The organism is Sphingomonas sp. HITSZ_GF (genome assembly GCF_029543155.1).
In the GTDB taxonomy this organism is placed as follows: Bacteria; Pseudomonadota; Alphaproteobacteria; order Sphingomonadales; family Sphingomonadaceae; genus Sphingomonas.
Genome location: NZ_JARQXA010000001.1, coordinates 67,899 through 91,133, shown reverse-complemented (window position 1 = coordinate 91,133; position 23,235 = coordinate 67,899). Strand labels below are relative to the sequence as shown.

General features: G+C 66.3%; 16 protein-coding genes. 3 read left to right on the top strand and 13 right to left on the bottom strand.

What is annotated here, in order from left to right; all coding sequences use genetic code 11:
• Positions 1–6: 6 nt before the first annotated feature.
• Positions 7–96, bottom strand: coding sequence for a K(+)-transporting ATPase subunit F (gene kdpF / locus P6144_RS00495; protein ID WP_086128909.1), 90 nt, complete (start codon positions 94–96; stop codon positions 7–9).
• Between the two features lie 91 nt (positions 97–187).
• Positions 188–490: a hypothetical protein gene (locus tag P6144_RS00490; RefSeq protein ID WP_277765765.1), complete on the bottom strand. Its 303-nt coding sequence runs from the start codon at positions 488–490 to the stop codon at positions 188–190.
• A 179-nt stretch (positions 491–669) separates the two neighbouring features.
• Between P6144_RS00490 and P6144_RS00485 the strand changes: the two genes are divergently transcribed.
• Positions 670–2,556 carry a potassium transporter Kup gene (locus P6144_RS00485; RefSeq protein WP_277765764.1) on the top strand — a complete coding sequence of 629 codons (1,887 nt, stop codon included), beginning with the start codon at positions 670–672 and terminating at the stop codon, positions 2,554–2,556.
• Positions 2,557–2,803: 247 nt separating this feature from the next.
• Here P6144_RS00485 and P6144_RS00480 read toward each other — a convergent pair whose 3' ends face one another.
• The 11 genes from P6144_RS00480 to P6144_RS00430 all read right to left on the bottom strand — a co-directional run bounded on the left by P6144_RS00480 (position 2,804) and on the right by P6144_RS00430 (position 17,567).
• Entirely contained in the window at positions 2,804–6,118 is a 3,315-nt protein-coding gene (locus P6144_RS00480; RefSeq protein ID WP_277765763.1) for a TonB-dependent receptor, read from the bottom strand.
• Between the two features lie 319 nt (positions 6,119–6,437).
• A complete protein-coding gene (locus P6144_RS00475) occupies positions 6,438–7,472 on the bottom strand; it encodes a LacI family DNA-binding transcriptional regulator (RefSeq protein ID WP_277765762.1) in 1,035 nt (344 codons plus the stop codon).
• Positions 7,473–7,547: 75 nt separating this feature from the next.
• Positions 7,548–9,110: a carboxylesterase/lipase family protein gene (locus tag P6144_RS00470; RefSeq protein ID WP_277765761.1), complete on the bottom strand. Its 1,563-nt coding sequence runs from the start codon at positions 9,108–9,110 to the stop codon at positions 7,548–7,550.
• Positions 9,107–10,384, bottom strand: coding sequence for a methyl-accepting chemotaxis protein (locus tag P6144_RS00465; protein WP_277765760.1), 1,278 nt, complete (start codon positions 10,382–10,384; stop codon positions 9,107–9,109). The genes P6144_RS00470 and P6144_RS00465 overlap by 4 nt, the downstream gene beginning before the upstream one ends.
• 95 nt (positions 10,385–10,479) lie before the next feature.
• Positions 10,480–11,487, bottom strand: coding sequence for a sugar kinase (locus tag P6144_RS00460; RefSeq protein WP_277765759.1), 1,008 nt, complete (start codon positions 11,485–11,487; stop codon positions 10,480–10,482).
• The gene (kduD, locus tag P6144_RS00455) at positions 11,484–12,239 is read right to left on the bottom strand and encodes a 2-dehydro-3-deoxy-D-gluconate 5-dehydrogenase KduD (protein WP_277765758.1); all 756 of its coding nucleotides are present in this window, start codon (positions 12,237–12,239) and stop codon (positions 11,484–11,486) included. Before kduD ends, P6144_RS00460 begins: the two co-directional genes overlap by 4 nt.
• 133 nt (positions 12,240–12,372) lie before the next feature.
• The gene (kduI, locus tag P6144_RS00450) at positions 12,373–13,206 is read right to left on the bottom strand and encodes a 5-dehydro-4-deoxy-D-glucuronate isomerase (protein ID WP_277765757.1); all 834 of its coding nucleotides are present in this window, start codon (positions 13,204–13,206) and stop codon (positions 12,373–12,375) included.
• A gap of 26 nt (positions 13,207–13,232) precedes the next feature.
• A complete protein-coding gene (locus tag P6144_RS00445; protein WP_277765756.1) occupies positions 13,233–13,895 on the bottom strand; it encodes an RpiB/LacA/LacB family sugar-phosphate isomerase in 663 nt (220 codons plus the stop codon).
• Positions 13,896–13,957: 62 nt separating this feature from the next.
• A complete protein-coding gene (uxaC, locus tag P6144_RS00440) occupies positions 13,958–15,400 on the bottom strand; it encodes a glucuronate isomerase (protein ID WP_277765755.1) in 1,443 nt (480 codons plus the stop codon).
• 16 nt (positions 15,401–15,416) lie between these two features.
• Positions 15,417–16,727, bottom strand: coding sequence for an MFS transporter (locus P6144_RS00435; protein WP_277766742.1), 1,311 nt, complete (start codon positions 16,725–16,727; stop codon positions 15,417–15,419).
• A 36-nt stretch (positions 16,728–16,763) separates the two neighbouring features.
• On the bottom strand, positions 16,764–17,567 hold the full coding sequence (locus P6144_RS00430; protein WP_277765754.1) for a 2-keto-4-pentenoate hydratase: 804 nt from the start codon (positions 17,565–17,567) through the stop codon (positions 16,764–16,766).
• Positions 17,568–17,972: 405 nt separating this feature from the next.
• On the opposite strand from P6144_RS00430, the gene P6144_RS00425 reads away from it, so the two are divergent.
• Together P6144_RS00425 and P6144_RS00420 are read left to right on the top strand one after the other, a co-directional pair.
• A complete protein-coding gene (locus P6144_RS00425) occupies positions 17,973–21,740 on the top strand; it encodes a LamG-like jellyroll fold domain-containing protein (RefSeq protein ID WP_277765753.1) in 3,768 nt (1,255 codons plus the stop codon).
• A gap of 107 nt (positions 21,741–21,847) precedes the next feature.
• Entirely contained in the window at positions 21,848–23,230 is a 1,383-nt protein-coding gene (locus P6144_RS00420) for a DUF885 family protein (protein WP_277765752.1), read from the top strand.
• Positions 23,231–23,235: the final 5 nt, after the last annotated feature.

Sequence of the window (23,235 nt, the reverse complement as noted above, 5' to 3'; positions counted from 1 at the left end):
ATCCGATCAGAAGCGCTCGGGCCGGACGAGCACGGCCACGAGGTAGATGAGCAGGCCCAGGGCAGTGAGCCCGGCGAGCGCGAGAGGCAGCGGCATGGTGGTTCTCCTCAAGCCTGGTCGCAAAGGCGAACACAGGCGAGGGTGAGCAGGAACAGCCCCGCGAGCACCCCCAGCCAGATCAGGTCGGTCATGATGTGGGTCCTTGTTGGCGATCAAAGCGGGCATGGCGCGGCGGCACGGGGATCAGCCGGAACAGGCCCGGCCCCTCGATCAGCAGCGCCCAGCCCAGCCCCCAGGCGATTACGGAAAAAATGGCCTCGCCATATTCGGCGGGGTCGGCACTGTGCAGCGGCGGGCGGTGCATCGATACGGTGAGCGCCCATGCCGCCAGCGCGCAGAGGCCCAGCATCGCCGCGCCGCCGAGCCGAAGCCCCAGCTGCGCCGGCCAGCCACCGGCTCCACGTTCCAGACGGCGAAGAAACGCCCGCACAGTCGCACTCCCACAATATGTTGCGGGCGGCGATGTGGGGCGGAGGCCAGTTAAGGTTCCACGGGGAAGTTACGGCGCCGCATAAAGATTCCATAAAATCGTTGGCGGCCCCGCGCGCACGCGCATATTTGGCGGGTTCGTCGGCGCCGAGGGCGGTGCCGGACAACGAAAGGTCCATCTTGGACACCGAGACCGCGGCCCATCACGGCCATCAGGACCGGCTCAGCACCCTCGCGATCGGCGCGATCGGCGTGGTGTTCGGCGATATCGGCACCTCGCCGCTCTATTCGCTCAAGGAAAGCTTCATCGGCCACCATCCGCTGGCGGTGGACCGCGCGCACATCTTCGGGGTGCTCTCGCTGATCTTCTGGACGATGGTGCTGGTGGTGACGCTTAAATATGTCGTCATCATCCTGCGCGCCGACAACAAGGGCGAAGGCGGCAGCCTGGCGCTGCTCGCGCTGATCGCCCGCAAGCTGGGCGAGACGCGCTGGACGCCCTGGATCACCATCCTGGGCGTGATCGCCACCGCGCTCTTCTATGGCGACGCGATCATCACCCCGGCGATCTCGGTGCTATCCGCCGTCGAGGGCCTGGCGACGGTGGAGGCACAAATGGCCGAACTGGTGCTGCCCATCTCGATCGTCATCCTGATCGCGCTGTTCGCGATCCAGTCGCGCGGCACGGCGAGCGTCGGCAAGCTGTTCGGCCCGATCATGCTCGCCTATTTCGCGGTGCTCGCCGTGCTGGGCGTGATCGGCATCGCCGGCAATCCGGAGATCCTCTGGGCGCTCGACCCGCGCTACGCGGTCCACTTCTTCGCGCTAGATCCGCTGCTGGCCTTTCTGGCGCTGGGCTCGGTCGTGCTGGCGGTGACCGGGGCCGAGGCGCTCTATGCCGACATGGGCCATTTCGGGCGCAAGGCGATCATGGTCTCCTGGCTCTACATCGCTTTCCCCTGTCTGATGCTCAACTATCTCGGCCAGTCGGCGCTGCTGCTCAGCCATCCGGAGGCCGTGCAGAACCCCTTCTTCATGATGGCGCCCGAATGGGCCCGCCTCCCGCTCGTGATCCTCGCGACGATGGCGACCGTGATCGCCAGCCAGGCGGTGATCTCGGGCGCGTTCTCCGTGACGCAACAGGCGGTGCAGCTTGGCTTCCTGCCCCGCCTGCGCATCCTCCACACCAGCGCCAAGGCGGCCGGGCAGATCTATGTGCCGCTGGCCAACTGGCTGCTGCTGGTCATGGTCATCCTGCTCGTGCTCGGCTTCAAGAGCTCAAGCAACCTCGCCGCTGCCTATGGCATCGCCGTTACCGGCACGATGTTCATCACCGCCTGCATGCTTGGCGTGCTGACCTTCGCCGTGTGGAAATGGCCGCCGGTGCTGGCGGGCATCGTCACCGGCGGCTTCCTGCTGATCGACGGCGCCTATTTCGCCTCGAACGTCACCAAGATCCCCGATGGCGGCTGGTTCCCGCTGCTCGTCGCCGCGGTGGTCTTCGTCCTGCTCACGACCTGGGCGACCGGACGCAAGCTCGTCCGCGCGCGGCTGCACGAAGGCGCGGTTCCGATCGAGCTGTTCATCAAGTCCGCCGGCCATTCGGTCCAGCGCGTGCCGGGCACCGCGGTCTTCCTCGCCAGCACCGACGACATTCCCCCGGCGCTGCTCCACAACCTCAAGCACAACAAGGTGCTGCATGAGCGCATCGTGATCCTCACTGTCGCGATCGAGCAGATACCGCATGTCACGCCCGAAGCGCGCAGCGAAGTGAAGTCGCTTGGCGAGGGCTTTTACCGCACGATCCTTCACTATGGCTTCATGGACGAGGTCGATATCCCCGCCGCGCTGCGCGCGCTGGGCGATGCCGTCGGCGAAGCGTTCAAGCCGATGGAGACCAGCTATTTCCTCGCCCGCCAGACGCTGATCCCCTCGGCCCGGCCCGGCATGGCGCTGTGGCGCGAGAAGCTCTTCGCCTGGATGGTCCGCAACGCCGAAAGCGCGATGGAGTTCTTCAAGCTCCCCACCAACCGCGTGGTCGAGCTGGGCAGCCAGGTCGAGATCTAGCCCACTTCCCTGCCCCCAAACGTCATCCCGGCGAAAGCCGGGATCTCGGGCGAAGGCGCGGGACAGGAGCCGCACGAGATCCCGGCTTTCGCCGGGATGACGGAGATGTGGCGCCGCAGGGCGCAGGGCCTGGACACAAAAATGCCGGCGCTCGGAGGCGAGCGCCGGCCAGTATCATGGGAACACCTGTCGGGATCGAGAATGGAGCGGCGCCAGGCGGCACCGCCCCACCCCCTCCCCCGAAGGATCAGAAGATCATGCGCAGGCCAGCGGTGATGATCCGGCCGGTGCTGGCATAGGTCTGGGTCACCGGGTTCGCCGCATACATGGTGCGGTACTGCGGTTCGTTGGTCATGTTGCGGCCCTCGAGCGAGAGCTTGGCGAACTTGGTCACGTTGTACGAGACTGCGAAATCGATGTTCAGCTGGTCCTCGTTATAGCCGAAGTCCGCGAACACCGGCGAGTTGCACGGGCCGCCCGCCACGGTGGTGGTGCCCACCGAGCAGGTGCCGCTCGCCAGCGGGAAGCGGTTCACATAGCGGGTGCGATAGGCACCCGAGACGCGCGCCGAGAACTTGCTGTCCTCATAATAGAGCGTCGCGTTGAACGCGTCCGGCGAGGTGTTGAGGAACGGCCCCTCGGCATAGGTGTTCACCGCCGTGCCCGAGACTGCGGTGGTGGTGTTGAGCACCGTGCCCGTCAGATAGCTCAGGTTCGATTCGATGTGCGTGTAGTTCGCGATCACGCCGAAATGCTTCAGGAAGCCCGGCAGGAAGAAGAAGTCGCTCTGCAGATTGACTTCCACGCCCTTGATCTCGCCACCCGGCGCATCCTGGAACTGGCGGATCGCCCAGGTGCCGCCGTTGACCGTGTAGGCGTTGAGCGCGGCATTGGTGATGAAGCCCAGCACCTGCTGGTACACCGCCGGCTCGAACACCGCCGAGAGCGGTGCCTCAAGCGCGACCTGCTGCGGGAAGCTCTCGATGTTCTTCTTGAACAGGTTTACCGCGATCAGGCCGTTATGCGTGAAGTACTTCTCGACGCTGAGGTCGAGATTGGTCGCGCGGAACGGGTTGAGATAGGGGTTGCCCACGGTTAGCGACGGCGCCGCGCCGCTGGTGGCGAGGCTCGAGCTGAACGCGGTGGTGCCCGGCGTCAGGCTGGCAAGCTGCGGGCGCGACATCACCTTCGAGGCGGCGAAGCGGACGAGCAGATTGTCCATCACCTCCCAGTTCGCGTTCATCGAGGGCAGCCAGTCCCAATATTCGTTCTTGGCGGTCACCGCGAGGCCCGAGACGCCGTCCGCGCCGCCGACATTGCCCGAGCCGAACACGCGGGTATTGGCGATGCGCAGGCCGGCATTGCCGCGCAGCGGGCGGCCGAGCAGGTTGAGGTTGTAGTCGACCTGGAAATAGCCCGACACGTCCTGCTCGGTCACGCCGCCCTTCTGGCGGCCGTCGACCGAGGCGCGGAAGTCGCCCCACTTGTTCACGCAATTGCAGTTGATGCCGAACTGGTTGATGAACTTCTGGGTGTCCGGCGCATAATAGCTGGTCGGCGTGCCCGCCGGGACGCTCAGGCCCTGGCCGAAATTGATCGTTCGGCCGAGGTCGGTGATGTTCAGATGCGCTTCGGCAAGCGTCGGATTGATCGCCTCGATCGACTGGGTGCGGCGCCCCTGGTCGCCGACATAGGTGAATTCCTTCGCGGTGCCGCCGAACTTGATCGACATCTCGGGCAACGCGTCGAAGGTGAAGTTGACGCGCGCCACCTTGAACTCGTTGTCCACGCTGTTGGTGAAGTAGCGGATCGTCGAGAGACCCTTCACCAGCGTCCAGCTGTTCGGATTGGCCACGTCGAAGCCCGGGCTGAACACCGGCATCTTGCCGCCATCCCGGTCGTCGAAGACGTAATTGTCCTGGTCGATCGCGTTGAATTCGGTGAGCGTGCCATAGGCGCGGAATTCGGACTTGGACCAGCCGCCGGTGGCGTCGGCATAGAAGTTCGGGGCGAACTCCTGGTGCACGTTCAGCGTCACCTGCTTGAAGTCGGTCCGGCCGAACTGCGTGTCGGAGAAGCTGCGCCAGTCGACATCGTCGAGCACCATGTAATCGGCCTGGTTGGCGCCGTTGACGTGCGCTGCACGGATCTTGGTGTTCGGGCGGCCGAGCAGCTCGTTGTAATAGCCGATCTGCTGCGTGCTCGCGACATAGCCCGGCGAGGCCGGGTTGTTGTAATAGTCGTACGGGTTCAGGTTGTTCGGGTTGAGGCTGTTGAAATAGCCGGCCAGCGGGGTCTGGCCCACGCCGTTGCCGGCCTGGTCGCCATTGCAGTCGATCGTCGCGCTGGGCACGCAATTGGCATAGAGCGCGACACGGTCGGCATAGCCATTGGCGGTGCCGATGGCGCGCAGGCCCGCGGTGCCGACGCCAAGGACGCGGGCATTGGTGCCGTTGCGGTTCAGGCCGATCGGCGTGATGCCGGTGCTGTCGCTGTTCTGATCGTAGCGCGAGAACACGCCGTCGAGGATGATCTCGGTGCCCGAGCTCGGCTTCCACTGCAGCGTCGCGGTGGCGCCGATCCGCTCATAGTCGAGATACTGGCGGCCGATCGAGGGCAGGCCCGGGATGATCGTGGTCGGGGTGATCGCGGCATAGGCCGTCGGGTCCGAGCCATAGGTGGCGCCGGTGCCCTGGTTGCTCGGGCGGGCGAAACCATAGACCGCCGGCGTCACGCCCGCGATCGCCGAGTTGCGATAGGTATATTCGAACACGCCGATGTTGCGGCGGTAGGAATCGATCTGCTGCTCCTGCTTCTGGTACGCGCCGGAGACCAGGATGCCGAAATTGTCGGTGACATGGACCGAGGCGAGGCCGGTGAAGCGCGGGTTCCAGCTCTTGCCGTTCTCGCGATATTCGGCCTCGGCGCCCAGAGCGAAGCGGTTCTTCTTGTACGAGAGCGGCCGGCCGGTGGTCAGGTCGATGATCGCGCCCAGCGAGCCTTCGTCATTCTCCGCCGCGGTCGACTTGGTCACCTTGATGCCGCCGAACAGCTCCGAGGCGAAGGTGTTGAAGTCGAAGCCGCGCGAACGGTTCGCGCCGGCGTCGGACTGGTTGCCGCCCGCAATGTTCTGCGCGTCGGCGCCGTTGAGGCGCACCGCCTGGAAGTCGCCGCCCAGGCCGCGCACGGTGATCGTGCGGCCCTCGCCATTGTCGCGGTCGATCGAGACGCCCGGAAGGCGCTGGATCGATTCCGCCAGGTTGGCGTCCGGGAAGTCGGCGATGTCCTCGGCGGTGATCGCGTCGACAATCTGGTTCGAGTTCTTCTTGATGTTCACCGAATTGGCGAGCGAGGCGCGGAAACCGGTGACAACGATGGTCTGGCCCTCGGTCTGCGCCTGCTCATCGGTCTGCGGCGCTTCCTGCGCGGCGGCGGCGCCCGTGTCGGCGGTCTGCGCCCAGGCCGGCGTCGCCATCAGCAGCGCCATGCCGAGCGCACCCAGCGCCGTCGTGCCGCGCAGCGCCGAGCGGCGCACAGCCAGAGTGTCAGCGTTAGAAAGCATCGATTCCTCCCCAATTGTCATCGACAAGCACTGGTCGATGCGCCCATTGGAGCCCGGAATCAGGGTACGACACAGCAATGCGGATGACGACTTCCGTCGTTCCGCAAGAAACCGCCATGTCGCGACTTGCCCCCTCCCACGCCCCCTTTGCGAATCTTGGTGTCCGCTTGGGCGCAAGCGTCTCAGCCACGCTTGTTCACACTATTGATCTCGCGGGAACGCGCTTATGTCAACCGGTGTCATTGACAAAATGTCACAATCGAACGATTGCGGCATTTCAGCAACATCGGGGAAATCGCGCCGTGCAGCGTGCCCGGCGCTAGCCTTCGCGCGGCGGCGCGACCGAGGCGCGGTGGATCAGGGTGGAGGGGAATAGCGAGGGTTCCTCCACCGCATTGCCGTCATCCCCGAAGAAATCGGCGAGCAGTTTGAGCGCTGCGGAGCGTGCCATCGAGATGATCGGCCAGTGCACCGTCGTCATCGGCGGCCAGATGTGCGAGGCGATGGCGGTATCGTCGAAGCCGATGATCGACAGGTCCTCGGGCACGCTCATCCCGCGCCGGCGCGCGGCGTGGAGCGTTGCGGCCGCCATCTCGTCGTTCGAGGCGAAGATCGCGGTCGGGCGCGGCGACAGGTCGAGCAGCCGGTCGGCGGCGGCCAGCCCGGTCTCGAAGGTGTAGTTTCCGTCCGCGATAAGGCTGCGCGGCAGCTTGATCCCCGCCTCCTCCAGCGCGTTCTCAAAGCCTTTCCTGCGTTCGCGCGCAGAGCGGAAGCCGTGCGGCCCGGCGATCAGCCCGATGCGGCGATGGCCGAGCGAGATCAGGTGGTTCACCGCCTCGGTGACCACATCGCAATCGTTCGAGGCGACCATGTGCTCATTCTCGTCGAGCGTCGCCGATCCCATGCGGACATAGCGGATGCCCAGCTCGCGGCAGAGCTCGGCCACCATCTCGTTCTCCGAGACCGGCGGCAGGAACATTACGCCGTAGAGGCGCTGGCGCTCGAGGAAGTTGCGCACGTCCTCCAGCATGGTCGAGCTGCCGCGGTCGATCGGGCGCACGATCAGCTCGAACTCGGTGTCGCGCATCGCCTCGAGCATGCCGGCCTGCACGTTCATCACCATCTGCGCGTTGGGATTGTCGTGGATCAGCCCGATCAGGAAGTTGCGGCGCAGTGCCAGCGCGCGCGCCTGGACATTGGGGACATAGCCCAGCTCGGCGATCACCTGCTCCACCTTGGCGCGGGTATCGCCGTTGAGCAGAGGCGAGCGATTGATCACCCGGCTGACGGTCTTCTTCGACACGCCGGCGATGCGGGCCACGTCGTTGATCGTGGGCTTTCCGGTTCTCTCCATTTTCATGAACATAATGGCTCGCGGGACAAAGCGATACGGCTTTGTGGACAACGCGATCAGGTAACCGGTGTCAGATCATGATCCGGGCTGGATGTACGGCACCCTGCCCCACAGCTCCCGCTCCCATTTGCGCGGATCGTTCACGACGCGGCTGGCGGTGTCGAACACCATCGTCGCGCGATTGGCCAGCGTATAGGGCGTCCAGGGCGCCAGTCCCTCGGCCACCGGTCGCCCGGTGCGCGCCAGCGCGGCGAACGCGCCCATCACCTGTCCGCTGAGCTTCTGCGCTGCCGGGCCCGTGCCGGTGAAGGACCCCGGCGCATCGAGCGTTCCGAAGGCGAGTGCGATGTCCATCGTATGCGGTGCGCCGCGCTCAGGCTGGGTCGGCGACTGGTAGTCGACCTGATAGACCCAGGTGGCCCTGGCCCCCGCCGCGGCGCGGGCATCCGCCTCGAGCCACTGGCCTGGCCAGCTCCGCCCCGCGGTGGTGGCGCGGTAGAAGAGCTGCTCGGGCGTATCCTTGGGGAAATGGGCGCGATACTGCCCCACCACCCATTCGGGCAGCAGGTCCATGCGCAGCTCGGGGGCCATCCGCGCGGCGACATTGTCCCAGGTCAGTCCCTTCACCTTGGCCGAATTGGGATCGATGAAGGCGCGTGTCTCGTCATGCGTGTTGCCCAGGATCATCGGGATCGACAGGCTCTGCGGATTGGCATCGGGCCAGAACGGGTGGCGCGTCAGCCATTTCATGTCGAGCACCGGCCCGAAATAGACGCCGCCGCCCAGGATCGGATCGGTCGCATCGAGCGCACCGACCAGCTTCTCCACGGGCATGTCTAGCAAAGGCTGGAGATTGTCCTCCTTCACCCCCAGCTTCGCCAGATAGGCCTGGGCGCGCTTCGTCGCGTTCATCGGGCCCGAAGCGGTGACCTGCTGCCCGCTCATCGTCGCGGCGGAGTGGAACAGCCCCTTGGCCGCCGGCATGCCCATCAGCGTGGCGATCTTGGCGCCGCCGCCCGACTGGCCGAACACAAACACCCGCCGGGGATCGCCACCGAACGCGGCGATATTGTCGCGCACCCATTGCAGCGCGAGGATCAGATCGAGCTGCCCCAGATTGCCGCTGTCGGCGAAGCGCGGATCGAAGCGGGCGAGATAGAGATAACCGAGCGCATTGAGCCGGTGATTGACCGTCACCACCACCACGTCCTTGGCCGCCGCGAGCTTCGCGCCGTCGTTGAGCGGCACGGTGACGGTGCCGTTCGAATAGGCGCCGCCATGGATGTAGAGCATCACCGGGCGCTTGGCGGCCGTGCTGGCGCCGTGCGTCCAGACGTTGAGAAACAGGCAGTCTTCGGAGGCGGCCTGCCCGCCCTTCCCCTGCGGACAGATCGGGCCATATTCGTGCGCCGGCACGCGCTGGCCGGGCGTAGCGAAGGCCACGGGCGCGCGGAAGCGTGGCGCGTTGCCATAACGGATGCCGCGGAAACGCAGCATGCCGCCATCGATGCGATCGCCCTCGAACTGCCCTGCCCGCGTCTCTACCACGGCATCACCGGCTGCAGCCCGTGCCACCAGCGGCGCCGCCGCCAGCGCCATGCCGCCCGCCACCACCGAACGCCGCGTTACGCCACTCATTGATCCGCTCCCGTCATTATGTGCCCTGTCGCTTCCTCGATCCGGCCAATCGCCTCGCGGGTAAGCGCCGCTTGGCGCCCCGCTGCTTCCGCCTCGCTGGCCAGCCGCCCCACCTGATCGCTGATCGTCGCGATCAGCACCGCGATCTCGCGTGAGGAGACGGCGGTCTCGTCGATCGAGGCGAGGATTCCCGAGACGGTCGCCATCTGCGTTTCCATCTCGCCCGAAACAGCACGCACCCGCGCCAGCAGCTCGGTTACCACGCCCAGGATGGCGCGGTTGGTATCGGCCATCGCGCCGCTCGCGGCCTGCGCCTCGCGGATCGTCGCGGTGATGTCGCCGGTGGCGTTGGCCGCCTGATCGGCCAGCGTGCGCACTTCCTGCGCCACCACCGCAAAGCCGCGCCCGCTATCGCCTGCCCGCGCCGCCTCGATGCTGGCGTTCAGCGCGAGCAATTTGGTCTGGTAGGCGACGCGCGAGATCAAGGTGACGACGCCTTCGATCCGGGCATTGTGCGCGGCGAGGCTCTCGGCGCTTTCCTTGCCCTTTATCGCGATGGCATCGGCATTGCCGGCCACTTCGGCGGCTGCCTGGGCATCGATCCGCGCCCGTTCATAGGCAGCGATCAGCCCAGCCGCGTTTCGCGCAGACTCGCCCATCGCCACTGCCGCCTGATCCGCCGCGGAGGCAACTTCGGTGGCCGGCTTGCGCAGCCCGAGCAGGTCTGCCGCGGTCGTCTCGGTAAACTGCGCGATCTCGCGGCTTGCTCGCGCGGTGCTGGCGATCGACTCGCTGAGCTCGGAGCGGACCTGGCTCAATTCCTGCCGGCGCAGTGCCTGGGCGCGCTGCCGGGCGATTTGCCGCAGCCGGCTCGCGATGATCTCGAACTCGATGACGCCCAGCCGCTGCGTCGCGCGGGTCAGCCGCTCGAGCTGGGCGACATCGTCGCAAAGCTCGAAAAAGACCGCATGACCACGCATCTGCGCTGCCAGCATCGAGGCCGCGACGGTGGAGAATTCGAGCCCGCCCTCGGCGACGCGGTCGGCCTCGGCTGTGAGCAGCGCGATCCAGGCTTCGTCGATCGGCTGCGACATCTTGGCGCGCGCATATTCGACTCGCGCCTCGACGACCGAATCGGGCACCGGCCCGCCGCCTCGCCGTTCGAGCAACTCGCGGGCCACGCTGCTCATATGCGGTTCGAGGAACCGCCAGGCTTCGTGCAGTTCGCGCTCGAACAACGCATCGATGCCATAAGCACGCCGCAAATCATTCAATTCACGTCGTTCAAGCGCCGGCTCCGCGGCAATCGCGAAAGTCTCTCCCATCGGCCACCCCCATGCAGCCAGGGTGATTTTTCACCTCTGACCGATCATCGGCGGACGTCGAGCCCGCCTTCCCCAAACGCTGCCAGATCGGCGCGCGAAAACAGGCTCGCATCGCCTGGTAGCGAATGTTTTAACGCGGTGAGCGCAAGTCCCGCATGTGCCGCCACCTTGGCGTCTCCGCCGCTCTCGATCAGGCCGTGCAGCACGCCAGCTGCGAAGGCATCGCCCGCGCCGATGCGATCGACGATTCCGGCGATCAGCACTTCGTCGGTCTGGTAGCCGCCCGCACGCGTATCCACCCGCGCCGAGACGCGGTGGCTGTCGGCATCGTCGACATGGCGCGCAGTGTTGGCGATGGTCTGGAGCTTGGGGAACGCGGCAAAGGCCGCCTCCGCCGCTTCGCGCCGGCGATCGGGGCCGTCTCCCGAGAATTGCCTGCCGAGCAGCAGCGAGATGTCGCGATGGTTGCCGAACAGCAGGTCGGCATGGCCGATCAGCCGGGTCAACACGGCCTTGGGATCGCTGTCCCAGCTTTCCCACAGCTTCGCGCGGTAATTGCCGTCGAACGATACCGGAATGCCCCTGGCGCCCGCAGCCTCGGCCGCGGCGATCGCGGCGGTGGCGGTGTTGTGGCCGAGCGCCGGGGTGATGCCCGACAGGTGCAGCCGCTTCGCGCCTGCGAGCAGCACGTCCCAGTCCCAGCTTTCAGCGGGACGCTGGGCGAACACCGAATATGCCCGGTCATAGACCACCTCGGAAGCGCGCAGCCCCGCACCGGGCGTCAGAAAATACAGGCCCAACCGGCCAGCTTCAGAAACCACGGTCGAAGTGTCGACCCCGCGCCGGCGCAGTTCGCCGATCACCGCGCCGCCCAGCGGATTGTCGGCAACGGCCGAGATCATGCGGACCTTGTGGCCCAGGCACGCCAGCCCGGTGGCGACATTCGCCTCGGCACCGCCGACATTCACTTCGAGCTTCGGCGTCTGCAGGAGAAGCTCGCGCCCCGGGGGCGAGAGCCGCAACATCAGTTCCCCGAAAAAGGCGATGGTCATCGTGCCAGCCACCCGCCATCGACGGCCAGGATATGCCCTTGGACATAGTCCGAGGCCGAGGAGGCGAGGAACACCGCCGCGCCGCCCATGTCCGCCGGATCGCCCCAGCGGCCCGCCGGGATGCGCTCCATGATCGAGCGGTTGCGCGCCTCATCTGCCTGGAGTGCGGCGGTGTTGTTGGTGGCGATATAGCCCGGCGCGATCGCGTTGACGTTGATGCCCTTGGCCGCCCACTCGTTCGCCATCAGCTTGGTGAGGCCGCCGATGCCCGACTTGGACGCAGTGTAGCTCGGCACGCGGATGCCACCTTGGAAGGTGAGCATCGAGGCGATGTTGATGATCTTGCCCTTGCCTCGGGTCACCATGTGCTTCGCCGCCGCCTGGCAGAGGAAGAATACCGACTTCAAATTGGTGTCGATCACCGCATCCCAATCCTCCTCGGTGAAATCGAGGCTGTCGGCACGGCGGATGATGCCGGCATTGTTGACCAGGATGTCGAGCCCGCCGAGCTTTTCCACAGCTTCGCCCACAACCCTGTCCACAGGCTCGATCGACGAGAGATCGGCCGAGATGATCTCCGCCTTGCGGCCGAGCGCCCGCGCCTTCGCCACCGTCTCCTTGGCCGGCGTGCGGCCCACCGCGGCGATGTCCGCACCCGCGGCGGCGAGCGCCAGCGCAATGCCCTGGCCGATGCCGGTGTTCGCGCCGGTGACTACGGCAACCTTGCCGGAAAGATCGAAGGGATTGGTCATTCTAAACTCCCATCCTCGCCGCCATCGCTCCCCTCCCGCTTGCGGGAGGGGTCGGGGGAGGGTCTGTAATGCGTTGGGGAGGAACACGCCCTCCCCCAGCCCCTCCCGCAAGCGGGAGGGGAGTTGAGATGGCTCAAGCCAGCTGGCAGATGTCCATAACGTTCATGTCGGTATAATCCTGGTTCTCGCCCGCCATCGCCCAGATGAAGGTATAGGCGCGCGTGCCCGAACCCATGTGCACCGACCAGGGCGGCGAGATCACCGCTTCCTGGTTCGCGATCACGATGTGGCGCAGCGCGTCGGGTTCGCCCATATAATGGAAGACGCGGTCGCTCTCGCCGAGATCGGTGTAGAGATAGATTTCCGAGCGCCGCTCATGGACGTGGCACGGCATGGTATTCCACACCGACCCAGGCTTGAGCGTGGTCAGTCCCATCACCAGCTGCGCACTGTCGCAGATGCCGGGAATGACGAGCTGGTAGATCGAACGCTCGTTCGATTCCTCGAGCGAGCCACGGTCCAGCCGGTTGGCATCCGCGATGCCCAGCTTGCGCGTGGTGAACGCCTTGTGCGCCGGGCACGACACCAGATAGTAGCGCGCGCCGGCCCCGGCGAACTGCACGTCCGCCGCGCCCATCGTCACGTACAGGCAATCCTTGTTGCCCAGCGCGAACGCCTCGCCATCGACCGTGACGGTGCCCGACTCGCCGATATTGACCACTGCCAGTTCGCGGCGCTCGAGGAACGGATGCCCCGCCGCCGATGCCGGCTCGGTCTGGTCGGGCAGCTTGACGCTGCCCGTGCCCGGCGTCGCCCCGCCGATCACCATGCGATCGGCATGGGTGTAGTTCAGCACGACTTCGCCTTCCCGGAACAGGTCCGTGATCAGGTAGCGGTCGCGGAGTTCCTCGTTCGAAACGCACTCCATCATGTCGGGGTGCGTGGCGTAATAGGTCCGGTCGAACATGGCGGGGCTCCCAGCGGCGAGGAGGTTCAGGCGGGCTCGGCTTCGCGTGCGCCCTGGGTCAGGCCCTTGAGATAGGCGCTGATCTCGGCATCCTGCGAATTGGCGTAGAAATACTCGGCGAACTTCTCGCCGGCGATCGCGGCGCGCAGCAGGTCCTGGTCGACATTCTTGAGCACGGTCAGCATGTCGTTGCAGGTCACCGCCTTGAGGTCCTTCAGGATACCGCGGTTCTTGCGCATGATCTCGGCGCGTTCCTTGGGGTAGCCGAGGCCGCGCTCGCCGTCGAACAGCTTGGCATAGACGTCGCGCAGGTTCAGCTCGGCGGCCCAGCCGAAGCCCTTGGCATAGGGCATCGAGATCGCGTTGCCGTCGTTGATCTGGCCGAACAGGAAGGCATCCGTCGGATCGATCACCAGGCCGCAGAACACGCCGGGCATCGCATTGCAGGCGAGCATCGATCCCATGCCGGTGCCGCAGCCGGTGACGACGAAGTCGGCCGCGCCCGAGTTGAGCAGGATGCCGGCGAGCAGGCCGTTCATGACATAGGTCAGCGAGGCCTCGTCCTCGGCCGAGTACATGCCGTAGTTGAAGACCTGGTGGCCCAGCGGCTCGGCGACGCCGGTCAGCGCGTCGTGGATGATGCCGTTCTTGGCGGCCTGGCTGTTCTCGGTGATCAGCGCGATCTTCATGACACTTCCTCTACATCTGTCCGGCGGGGCGACCGGGCCTGGGGATTGCCCCTGTGAATGGATCAGGCCGCCTCGGCGCGCCGCGGTGCCTCGTCGAGCCTGTACGCCTTGCGCACCAGCCCGTTGGTGAGCTCGTGCGCCAGTTCCGCCGCTTCCCAGTCGAGCAGCCGCCCCTCGGCGACCAGCCGGGCGAGGAAGCCGCAGTCGATCCGCCGGGCGACGTCGTGGCGCGCGGGGATCGACAGGAAGGCACGGGTGTCGTCGTTGAAGCCGACGGTGTTGTAGAAGCCGGCGGTCTCGGTCACCTGCTCGCGGAAGCGGCGCATGCCCTCGGGGCTGTCGTGGAACCACCAGCTGGGCCCCAGCTTCAGGCACGGATAATGGCCGGCCAGCGGCGCCAGCTCGCGGGCATAGACAGTCTCGTCGAGCGTGAAGAGGATGATCGAGAGCTCGGTGCTTGTACCGAACCGGTCGAGCAGCGGCTTGAGCGCGTGCACGTAATCGGTGCGCATCGGGATGTCCGCGCCCTTGTCGCGACCATGGCTCGCGAACAGCCCGCCATTGTGGTTGCGGAAACTGCCCGGATGGATCTGCATCACCATCCCGTCCTCGACGCTCATCGCCGCCATCTCGGTCAGCATCTGCGCGCGGAACAGCTCGGCATCGGCCGGGGTCCAGCTGTCGGACAGGATCGTGCGGAACAGCCGCTCGGCTTCGTCCTTGCTCAGGTTTGCGGTGGCCGCGGTCGGGTGTCCGTGATCGGTCGCAGTCGCGCCGGCGGCGCGGAAATCGGCGCGGCGCTTGCGGTGCGCGGCCAGATAGCCGTCCCAGCTATACACGTCCTCGCCGGTCTTCTCGGCGAAAATCTTCATCGCTCCGGCGAACTGCTCGTGCTCGACGTCGATCACCGCGTCCGGGCGATAGGTGGTGACCACCCGGCCTCCCCAGCCGCTGTTGTGGATCGCATGGTGCGGCGACAGGTCGTCCTGCGGGCCCTCGGTGGTGGCGAGGAAGCCGATGTTGAAGCGATCGAACAGCGCGCGCGGCTTGAACGCGTCGGTCGCCAGCTTGGCGTTGATCGTGTCGTAATAGTGATCGGCGGTGGAGGCATCGAGCGCGACGTCAAAGCCGAACACCTCGCCGAACACATGGCCCAGCCACATCGCCGAAGGCGTGCCGCGGAACAGATAGGTGTGCTGGGCAAAGGTCCGCCACGCCTCGCGCGGATCGGTCCCGGGCATGCCCGCCTTGCTCGGCACGCAGAGATCGTCGAGCGAGACGCCCTGCGAATAGAGCATGCGGTAGATGTAATGATCCGGCGAAAGCAGCAGCTCGGTGGCGTTCGACCAGTTGGCGTTGGTCGAGAACCAGGTCGGATCGGTGTGCCCGTGCGGGCTGATGATCGGCAGCCCGGCCACTTCGGCATAGAGCGCACGCGCGATATCCCGCGTGCGGTCCTCCGCCGGGAACAGCCGGTCAGGGTCTAGCTTCAGGGGCCGGGCCATCGATCAATCCTTCCTTTTACGCGACGTCGACGCGCGCCAGGCGCGGCGAAAGCAGGTGGATCGAAAGCAGCGCGAGGAAATAGGCCGCACCGGCGACGATGAACAGCGGCGCATAGCTCCCGATCGCATCGAGCACATAACCCGCATACTTGGAGAAGACCATGCCGCCGACGGCGCCGATCGTGCCGCCGATGCCGATAACCGAGCCCACTGCGAAGCGCGGCACCGTGTCCGACGGGATGGTGTAGAGGGTCGCCGAGAAGCTCTGGTGCGCAGCCGCAGCCACGCCGACCACGAACACGCTGAGCCACAGATTGCCGTAGAAGGTGGTGAACATCACCGGCAGCACGAAGCAGGCCGAGATCAGCATGGTCAGCTTGCGCGCCTTGTTCACGCTCATGCCCGTCGCCATCAGCTTGCCCGACAGCCAGCCGCCCGCGACCGAGCCGACATCGGAGATCAGGTAGATCGCACCGAGCGCGATTGCCGCGGTGGGCGAATCCCAGCTCGTCAGGTTCAGCCCATATTCCTTGCCCAGCCAGCTCGGCAGCCAGAACAGGTAGAACCACCAGATCGGATCGATGAAGAACTTGCCGAGCGCGAAGGCCCAGGTTTCGCGGGTGACGAGCATCTTGCCCCACAGGTTCTTCACCTGCACCGCGGGATCGGCCGGATCCTGGGAAATATAGGCAAGCTCCTCGGCCCCCACCTTGGGGTGATCGGCCGGCTTGTCGCGGAAGATGGCGAGCCAGGCGATCAGCCAGACCACGCCGAACACGCCGGTGATCACGAAGGTCATGCGCCAGCCAAATGCCGGCACCATCGCCCAGATCAGCAGCGGCGTCAGGATCGCGCCCACGTTCGAGCCCGCGTTGAACAGGCCGACGGCGAAGGCGCGCTCCTTGGCCGGGAACCAGTCCGCGACCGATTTCACGCCTGCCGGGAAGTTGCCCGATTCACCGATGCCCAGGCCGAAGCGGGCCAGGGTGAACTGCATGACCGTATGCACGCCGCCATGCGCCACGTGCGCGATCGTCCAGATCACGACGGCGATGGCATAGCCGAAGCGCGCGCCGATCGCGTCGACGATCTTGCCGAAGGCGAGATAGCCGATCGCATAGGCGGCCTGGAAGTAGAAGACGATGTTGGCGTAGTCGGTCTCGGACCAGCCGAGTTCCTTGGAGAGATCGGGCTTGAGCACCGCAATCATCTGCCGGTCGACATAGTTGATGGCAGTGGCGGCAAAGAGCAGCCCCACGATCACCCAGCGGTAGCGCCCGACGCGCGACACCGCGCCGGAGACTGCCGCCTCTCCCTTACTCGCCATCATTCTCTCCCTTATTTTTTCCCCGCGCGCGCCGAATCAGGCGTCGTGGATGCCGACGATACGGCACTTGACGCTGTAGTCATGCGCGAACCGCGCTTCCACCAGTTCGCCAACGCGAACGGGATGGACGCCGGTCACCGCACCGGTGGAGATCCACTGGCCCTGGGCAAGCGGCAATTGGCGGTTGGCGGCAAGCTCGAACAGGAAGCGCACGGCACCGAACGGACCATCCAGCATCGTGCTCGCCGTCGCCTCGCCGGCCACCTTGCCGTCAATGGTCAGCGCCACTGGCCATTCCAGGAAATCGGTGTCGCGCGGGATCGCCGCGCCGATCACCAGGCCGTTGTTGTTGCCGAAATCGGAGACGGTCACCGCGGGGCCGTGCATGTTGATCCCCGGGAAGGGCGAGCTTGCCACTTCGATGCCAACATGGATGGCATCGACGTACTGCGCCACTTCCTCGTTGGTCCAGGCGCGGTCGAAATTCTCGGGCAGCGCGCCCAGGCGCAGCAGATATTCCGCCTCGCCCGCGGCGAAGCCATGCTCGAACACCGGCATCACGGGCACTTCGCCGATGCCGGGCGTGACGATCGAATCGGCGAAGATCGGGCCGGTCAGCCGGTTGGAGCCATAGGTGGCGTCGAGCGGCTCTGGGATCTTGCCCACCTTCCAGCCGGCAACACGGTCGCCGAACAGCGCGATCGCGCGCTCCTGGATGCCATAGGCTTCGTCGAGCGTGCCGGGCAGTTTGCCCGGATAGTCGATCAGTGCATTCCCCGCCTGGCGGGCCGAGACAAATGCTTGGGCGATGGCCTCGGCCGGTTCCCGTCCTTCAATCAACGCTAATTCCCCATATTGCAGGTCGCATGAAAGCCCTTGGCCATGTCGGCACGCACGAACGCGGCCGCGCCCGACATCGCTGTCCATCCCGCTTCGCCCGCTTGCCCGGAACCGCTCGCCTCCAACGATTCCGCCAAGATGGAGAAGACAGGCCGAACCGGTGCCGGACCATGTCGAGTAGCTTGCGCGCGATCTCCTCTCCGAGTGTGCGCGGCCCGGCTTTGCTCGGGTCCGCGGCTGTCCCCATGATGCTACCGGTGTCAGGCGGTCGCGTCAACGCACCTCGCGCCGGAAGATCGAAATAGCCGGGAAACGAGAAAGATATTGCCACCGGTGTCACCCGAGGCCATGCTTGACAGGAGAGACGGCGCAGACCGTCCTGTATCCGTTCAGAGAGGCATGCCCATGATCCGCACGTCCACCAGCATCGCCCTGGCCTGGGCGCTCGCACTCGCCGCGAACCCCGCCACGGCGCAGACCACGGACGACGGCCTGCTCTTCCGCGCCTCTGGCGACAAGGGCAGCACGGCGGAGAAGGCAGGCGGCGACGCGGTCCCCAATTTCCAGACCAAGGTGACAACCGTGCCCGATGGCGCGATCGGCGGCGCCTTTCGCTGGGCGGACGACGGCTATCTCGCCTGGAACGCGCCGGGCAACATCCAGGCGCAGCGCGGCACCCTCTCCTTCTTCTGGCGCAGCCGCGAGCCGGTGGGTGAAGCGCCCTTCGTGATCTTCCGCGTCGGTTATGCCGATCATTCGAGCTGGGACATGGCGTTCCTGCGCATCGACTGGAACGGGCACGGTTTCGACGCCTTTGTGACCGACGCCAATCTCTCTCGCGTCCGCGTCTCGTTCAAGCTGCCAGGGAACCCGGCGCCCGATGCCTGGCAGCACATCGCCTTCGCCTGGGACGAGAGTGTCGGCGTACGCCTGTTCGTCGATGGCAAGGAAGTCGCGCGCAAGGACCAGAAGGCCGATCTCGATACAGGGCTCGATCAGTTCGGCCTGGCCGGCCGCGTGATGGCGCCGCACCAGGTGCAGAGCCGCTACAACTTCATGCGCGGCAGCGATCTCGACGAGATCCGCGTCTATGACCGCATGCTCGATGCAACCGGCATCGCCGCGCTCGCCGCCAAGGCCGAGCCCTCCCCCTCGCCCACTCCGTCCGACGCCGGCAAGCGCGCCGCCTGGCTCCACCGCTATGGCTGGGACGGCGCTTCGCCGCCGGCGCTCGACGACAAGGTCACCAGCGTCCGCAAGGTTGAGTTCGCCGATGCGAAGGACCTGAAGGAATGGATGTGGAAGGGCGTGGACGGCATCGCCGAGACCACCTGGCCCGGCGTCTATAACCGCTCGCGCCTGTCCGGGCGCGACGACTATTTCGAGCTGCCCGACTGGAACGTCTATGTCGAGGGCGGCAAGACCTACACGCTGACCGTTCCCAAGGACGAGAAGTTCAACCGCGTCGAGATTCGCGGCGCCGCCTATGGCGCGCTCGACTATTCGGCCGATGGCAGCAGCTTCCGCAGCCTGGCCAGGCGTCCCCAGGGTGTCGTCCGCAGCGTCACGTCGCTCGGCGAGGCGCAGGGCGGCACGCTCCGCTTCACCAATGTGATGCAGGAACAGCCGATCCAGGAAATCTGGGCCTATGACGTCGGCACCGGCAAGGAGCCCGAAGGCGCCTTCAAGCTCAGCTACATGGTGGACGCCAAGGTCTCGGCCGATCTCGCCGCGCTCGCGCCGCTCAACAAGTTCATCCGCGCGCGCTACCCCGCCGACGAGCGCAACACCGTGCTTGCGCTTCCCCCCGGTGCCGGTTCGGCAGCGGCGGGCGCCGGCAGCGCCGCCTCGACCGGTACCGCCGTGCATGTCGAAGGCGCGATGCCGATCGTTCATGTGCTGATCCCTTCGGGCTTTGGCGACGCCTTTGCCGGCCGCGCGCTCGCCCGCGCCTGGAACTATGGCTGGGAGAATGTCCGCGACGGGCTGGACGGCATTGCGCTCGACATCCCGGCGCTCAAGGCGACGCCCGGCAAGGACGGGCTGATCCCACTCAACATCAAGGTGAAGGACCCGATCTGGCCGGGCCGCGACATGATCGACCTGTCGGTCTCGGTCCGCCCGGGCGAGGCGCGCACGCTCTGGCTCGACCTGCGCGACCGCATCCTCACCAACGATAGCCTCTATCTCTCGGTCGCCTCCGCCGCGCCGGATTTCGGCCCCGCCGCGCTCGACGGGATGAATATCCGCCTGGTCTTCAAGGATCGCGCCGCCGCGCTGCCCGAGCACATCGCCGATCGCTTCAACCAGGTGAAGGACAATTGGGGCTTCCTGGTCGAGGAGCATACCGCCTCGAAGCGCGCCGCCATGTATGCCCGGGTCTTCGCCGATGTCAGCGATCTGCTGCGCGTCGATCCCGACAATGTCGAGGGGCGCCGCTATTGGGCGGACATCAGCTATGGCGCGCAGAACCTGCCCGATTTCAAGCAGCCCGAAGCGCCCGCAGGCGTGCCGCTCTGGGCCTTCCGCCAGCTTGAGGACCTCAGGATCACCCGCCAGTTCGTCAACTGGTGGATCGACAATCGCCAGGTCCCCTTCGGCGATTTCGGCGGCGGCATCTCGGACGATACCGACCTGACCCAGCAATGGCCGGGGCTGGCGCTGATGGGCGTCGACCCCGACAAGATCAACGGTTCGCTCAAGGCGCTTTCGGAGGCCGTGTACAAGAACGGCATGATGGTGAACGGCCTCGGCTACATCACCACCGACGAGCTCCACGCCTATGAGGAAGGCATGAACTCGGATGCCGAGCGGCTCTATCTCAACTGGGGCGAGCCGCGCGCGATCGAGCGGCTGATGGCGACGGTGAAGGCGCTGAAGGGCGTGATCCTGCCCAATGCGGCTGGCCACATGCACTTCGCCAGCAACTGGTATGGCGCGCGCAAGATGTACCGCGAGGGCGCGTTCGAGTGGCAGAAGCCCTATAGCTGGGTCGTCCTCCACGCACCGGTGCTGCTCGGCGTCTATAACGGCAATCCCGATGCCCGGGGGCTGATCATCGGCACCGTCGACGGGCTGCTCGCGCACGGCAAGCAGGACGCCAAGGGCAACTGGACCTGGCCGAACGAGATCAATTGGCGCAGCGATGCCGAGCGCGCCGGTGACGGCGGCGGCGCCTCCACCCCGCTCCAGGCGGTCTGGGCCGCATACCGCTTCACCGGCGATGCCAAATATCTGACGCCGATCCTCGCCCGGGTGGGCAAGAGCGGCCCCGCCTCGGTACAGGACATCAACGAGAATGTGGTCAGGCTGATCGGCGGCGACAAGGACTGGTCGAAGACGCTCACCGAAAAGACAAAGAAGGGCGGCGCTTTCGAGCAATATGCTGCCTGGGATGCGACCGGCGAAACCAAATATCTGGAGTCGCTGCACGCCGCGGCGATCGCGGACAAGTCGCAGCGCCAGTATATGTACACCGAGGGCCATTGGTGGTCCGATCGCGTCGACCAGCCCAACGAGATCCTCCAGCGTGAGCGCCTGGGCGGCATCGCGCTCCGGCGCAACCAGACCTGGCCGGGCAATGCGGTGAGCTGGCGCTTCGCCGATCCCGAAGGCGCACTCAAGACCGCGATCCTGGTCCCCGGTGCGACGCCGACGCACTTCAAGGTGATCGCCTACAACACCGGCGACACGCCCCAGTCCGCCGATATGTCGACCTGGAACGTCGCTGCGGGCGAATGGGAGATGGTGTCGAACGGCGCCACCACCCCGCTGCACCTCGAGCGCAGCGCCTCGACCCGCGTCACCTTCGCGCCGCACGCGACCACCGAGATCGAGTTCACGCTGAAGGCGCCCGGGGAAGAGGTCGCCGCGCGGCCCGATCTCGGTATCGGCAGCGACGACGTGCTGGTGAAGGGCGGCAGGCTCACGGCCACCATCCACAGCCTGGGTGCGAAGGGCACGTCCGGCGGCACGCTGACGGTCGAGGACGAGGCAGGCAAGGTGCTGGCAAGCGCCGGCATCCCTGCCCTCGCCGCACCGCTCGATCTCACCCCTAAGACCGCGACGGTGAAGCTCGCGCTGCCCAAGGGTGCCGCGCGCGTCCGCGTCGCGCTGCCGGGCAACGCGCCCGAGGTGACCCGCCTGAACAATGTGGTGACGCTGACCCGCTGAACCGGAGGACCGCGATGCAACGCCGCCAGTTCCTCGCCGCTGCCAGCCTCGCCGCGCTGCCCCGCGTCGCGCTGGCCGCGCCAACGCGCGATGCCGAGCTCAAGGCGATGCTGGACAAGCTTTCCGGCACGCCTTCGGTCAAGCTGGGCCAGGTCTCGGGGTTCGATCCGGACGGGCTTTCGCCCTCGTCGCGGATCGACCTGGAGACGGTTCGCGCCGGGCTCGAGGCCGATTCCGCGATGGTCCGGCTGTTTCCTGGCGGGCGGTTCGGCCGTTCGCCCTATGTGATCGCGCCCAATGCCGGCGCCTGGCGCGAAGCGGCCCCCTCTGCGGATCGGGTCGAGGCCGAGACCGCGCAGATCGAGGCCGATGCGGCACGCGGCGTGATCCTACCCGCGCCGTTCCTCACGAAGACGCGCGTCGGGGTCGCCGCGGCCGCCGACAAGGCGAGCGGCGCCACGGCCGAGGCTCTGCGCAGCCAGGCAGCATTACTGGCCGGGCTTGCTCCCAGGGCACCCGCCGAACCGGGAACCGGGCGTTTTCCCGGCGGCCGGGACTATTTCGCGCTGCTGCTCGAACGCCATTATGGCCGGATCGAGCCCACGGAAGCGCACCGAATCCTGCGACACAAAGCGCGCGAGCTCACCGCCCATGCCGACAAGGTGCTCAAGCGCCTCGGTTATACCAGGGGAAGCGTCGGCGCGCGCATCAGCGCCGCCTTCAAGGATCCGCACTTCCTCTACAGCGATGACGATGCCGGCCGGAACCGCGCCATCGCGGACATGAACGCCACGCTCGCCGATATCCCCGCGCGCCTGCCCGTACTGTTCGGCCCGCTACCGCCCGAATGCCTGAACGTAGCGGCAGTGCGGATGACGCCACGGGAGGAAACCGAGGGCAAGCAGGGCTATCGCACCGTCCCTACGCCGACGACGGCCGGCGCCTATTATCCCGATCTGCAGCGCATCCGCGATCGGCCGAGCTGGACGCTACCCGCCGTCGTCCATCATGAGCTGCTGCCCGGCCACATGATCCAGCTGCCGATCGAAGCGGCCGCCCGTCCGCACCCGTTGCGACTCGAATATGCCCCCGCCTTTGCCGAGGGTTGGGCGATCTACACCGAGCAGCTGATGGCCGAAGAGGGGGCGTTTGCGGGTAAGGACCATGCGCTTTTGGGTCATTTGCACTGGATGCTGTTCCGGATCGGCCGCGGATTGGTTGACACCGGTGTCCATATCGGACAAGAAACATGGACACAGACGAGCAGCAAACTCGCGAAATTGCAGGGAGAGGCAGCCTATTTCGCGCCGATGGCGCAGGATATCGAGCGAATTTGCATTGAGCCCGCCATGCGCGCCGCAGAGGCGCTCACTTGGCTGGATCTGGCCCGCAAGGGCGCCGCTGCTCGAAGCAACGGCCTTGAATCGCTCAGGAAATTCCATCGCGATCTGCTCGTCAACGGGCGCAGGCGTTTCGCGATGATCGCATGAATCCG

What these genes read in the sequence shown, in the direction of transcription:
- kdpF (WP_086128909.1), bottom strand. Translation starts at nt 96, where the DNA reads ATGCCGCTGCCTCTCGCGCTCGCCGGGCTCACTGCCCTGGGCCTGCTC.
- P6144_RS00480 (WP_277765763.1), bottom strand. Translation starts at nt 6,118, where the DNA reads ATGCTTTCTAACGCTGACACTCTGGCTGTGCGCCGCTCGGCGCTGCGC.
- P6144_RS00475 (WP_277765762.1), bottom strand. Translation starts at nt 7,472, where the DNA reads ATGGAGAGAACCGGAAAGCCCACGATCAACGACGTGGCCCGCATCGCC.
- P6144_RS00470 (WP_277765761.1), bottom strand. Translation starts at nt 9,110, where the DNA reads ATGAGTGGCGTAACGCGGCGTTCGGTGGTGGCGGGCGGCATGGCGCTG.
- P6144_RS00460 (WP_277765759.1), bottom strand. Translation starts at nt 11,487, where the DNA reads ATGACCATCGCCTTTTTCGGGGAACTGATGTTGCGGCTCTCGCCCCCG.
- kduD (WP_277765758.1), bottom strand. Translation starts at nt 12,239, where the DNA reads ATGACCAATCCCTTCGATCTTTCCGGCAAGGTTGCCGTAGTCACCGGC.
- kduI (WP_277765757.1), bottom strand. Translation starts at nt 13,206, where the DNA reads ATGTTCGACCGGACCTATTACGCCACGCACCCCGACATGATGGAGTGC.
- P6144_RS00445 (WP_277765756.1), bottom strand. Translation starts at nt 13,895, where the DNA reads ATGAAGATCGCGCTGATCACCGAGAACAGCCAGGCCGCCAAGAACGGC.
- uxaC (WP_277765755.1), bottom strand. Translation starts at nt 15,400, where the DNA reads ATGGCCCGGCCCCTGAAGCTAGACCCTGACCGGCTGTTCCCGGCGGAG.
- P6144_RS00435 (WP_277766742.1), bottom strand. Translation starts at nt 16,727, where the DNA reads ATGGCGAGTAAGGGAGAGGCGGCAGTCTCCGGCGCGGTGTCGCGCGTC.
- P6144_RS00425 (WP_277765753.1), top strand. Translation starts at nt 17,973, where the DNA reads ATGATCCGCACGTCCACCAGCATCGCCCTGGCCTGGGCGCTCGCACTC.
- P6144_RS00420 (WP_277765752.1), top strand. Translation starts at nt 21,848, where the DNA reads ATGCTGGACAAGCTTTCCGGCACGCCTTCGGTCAAGCTGGGCCAGGTC.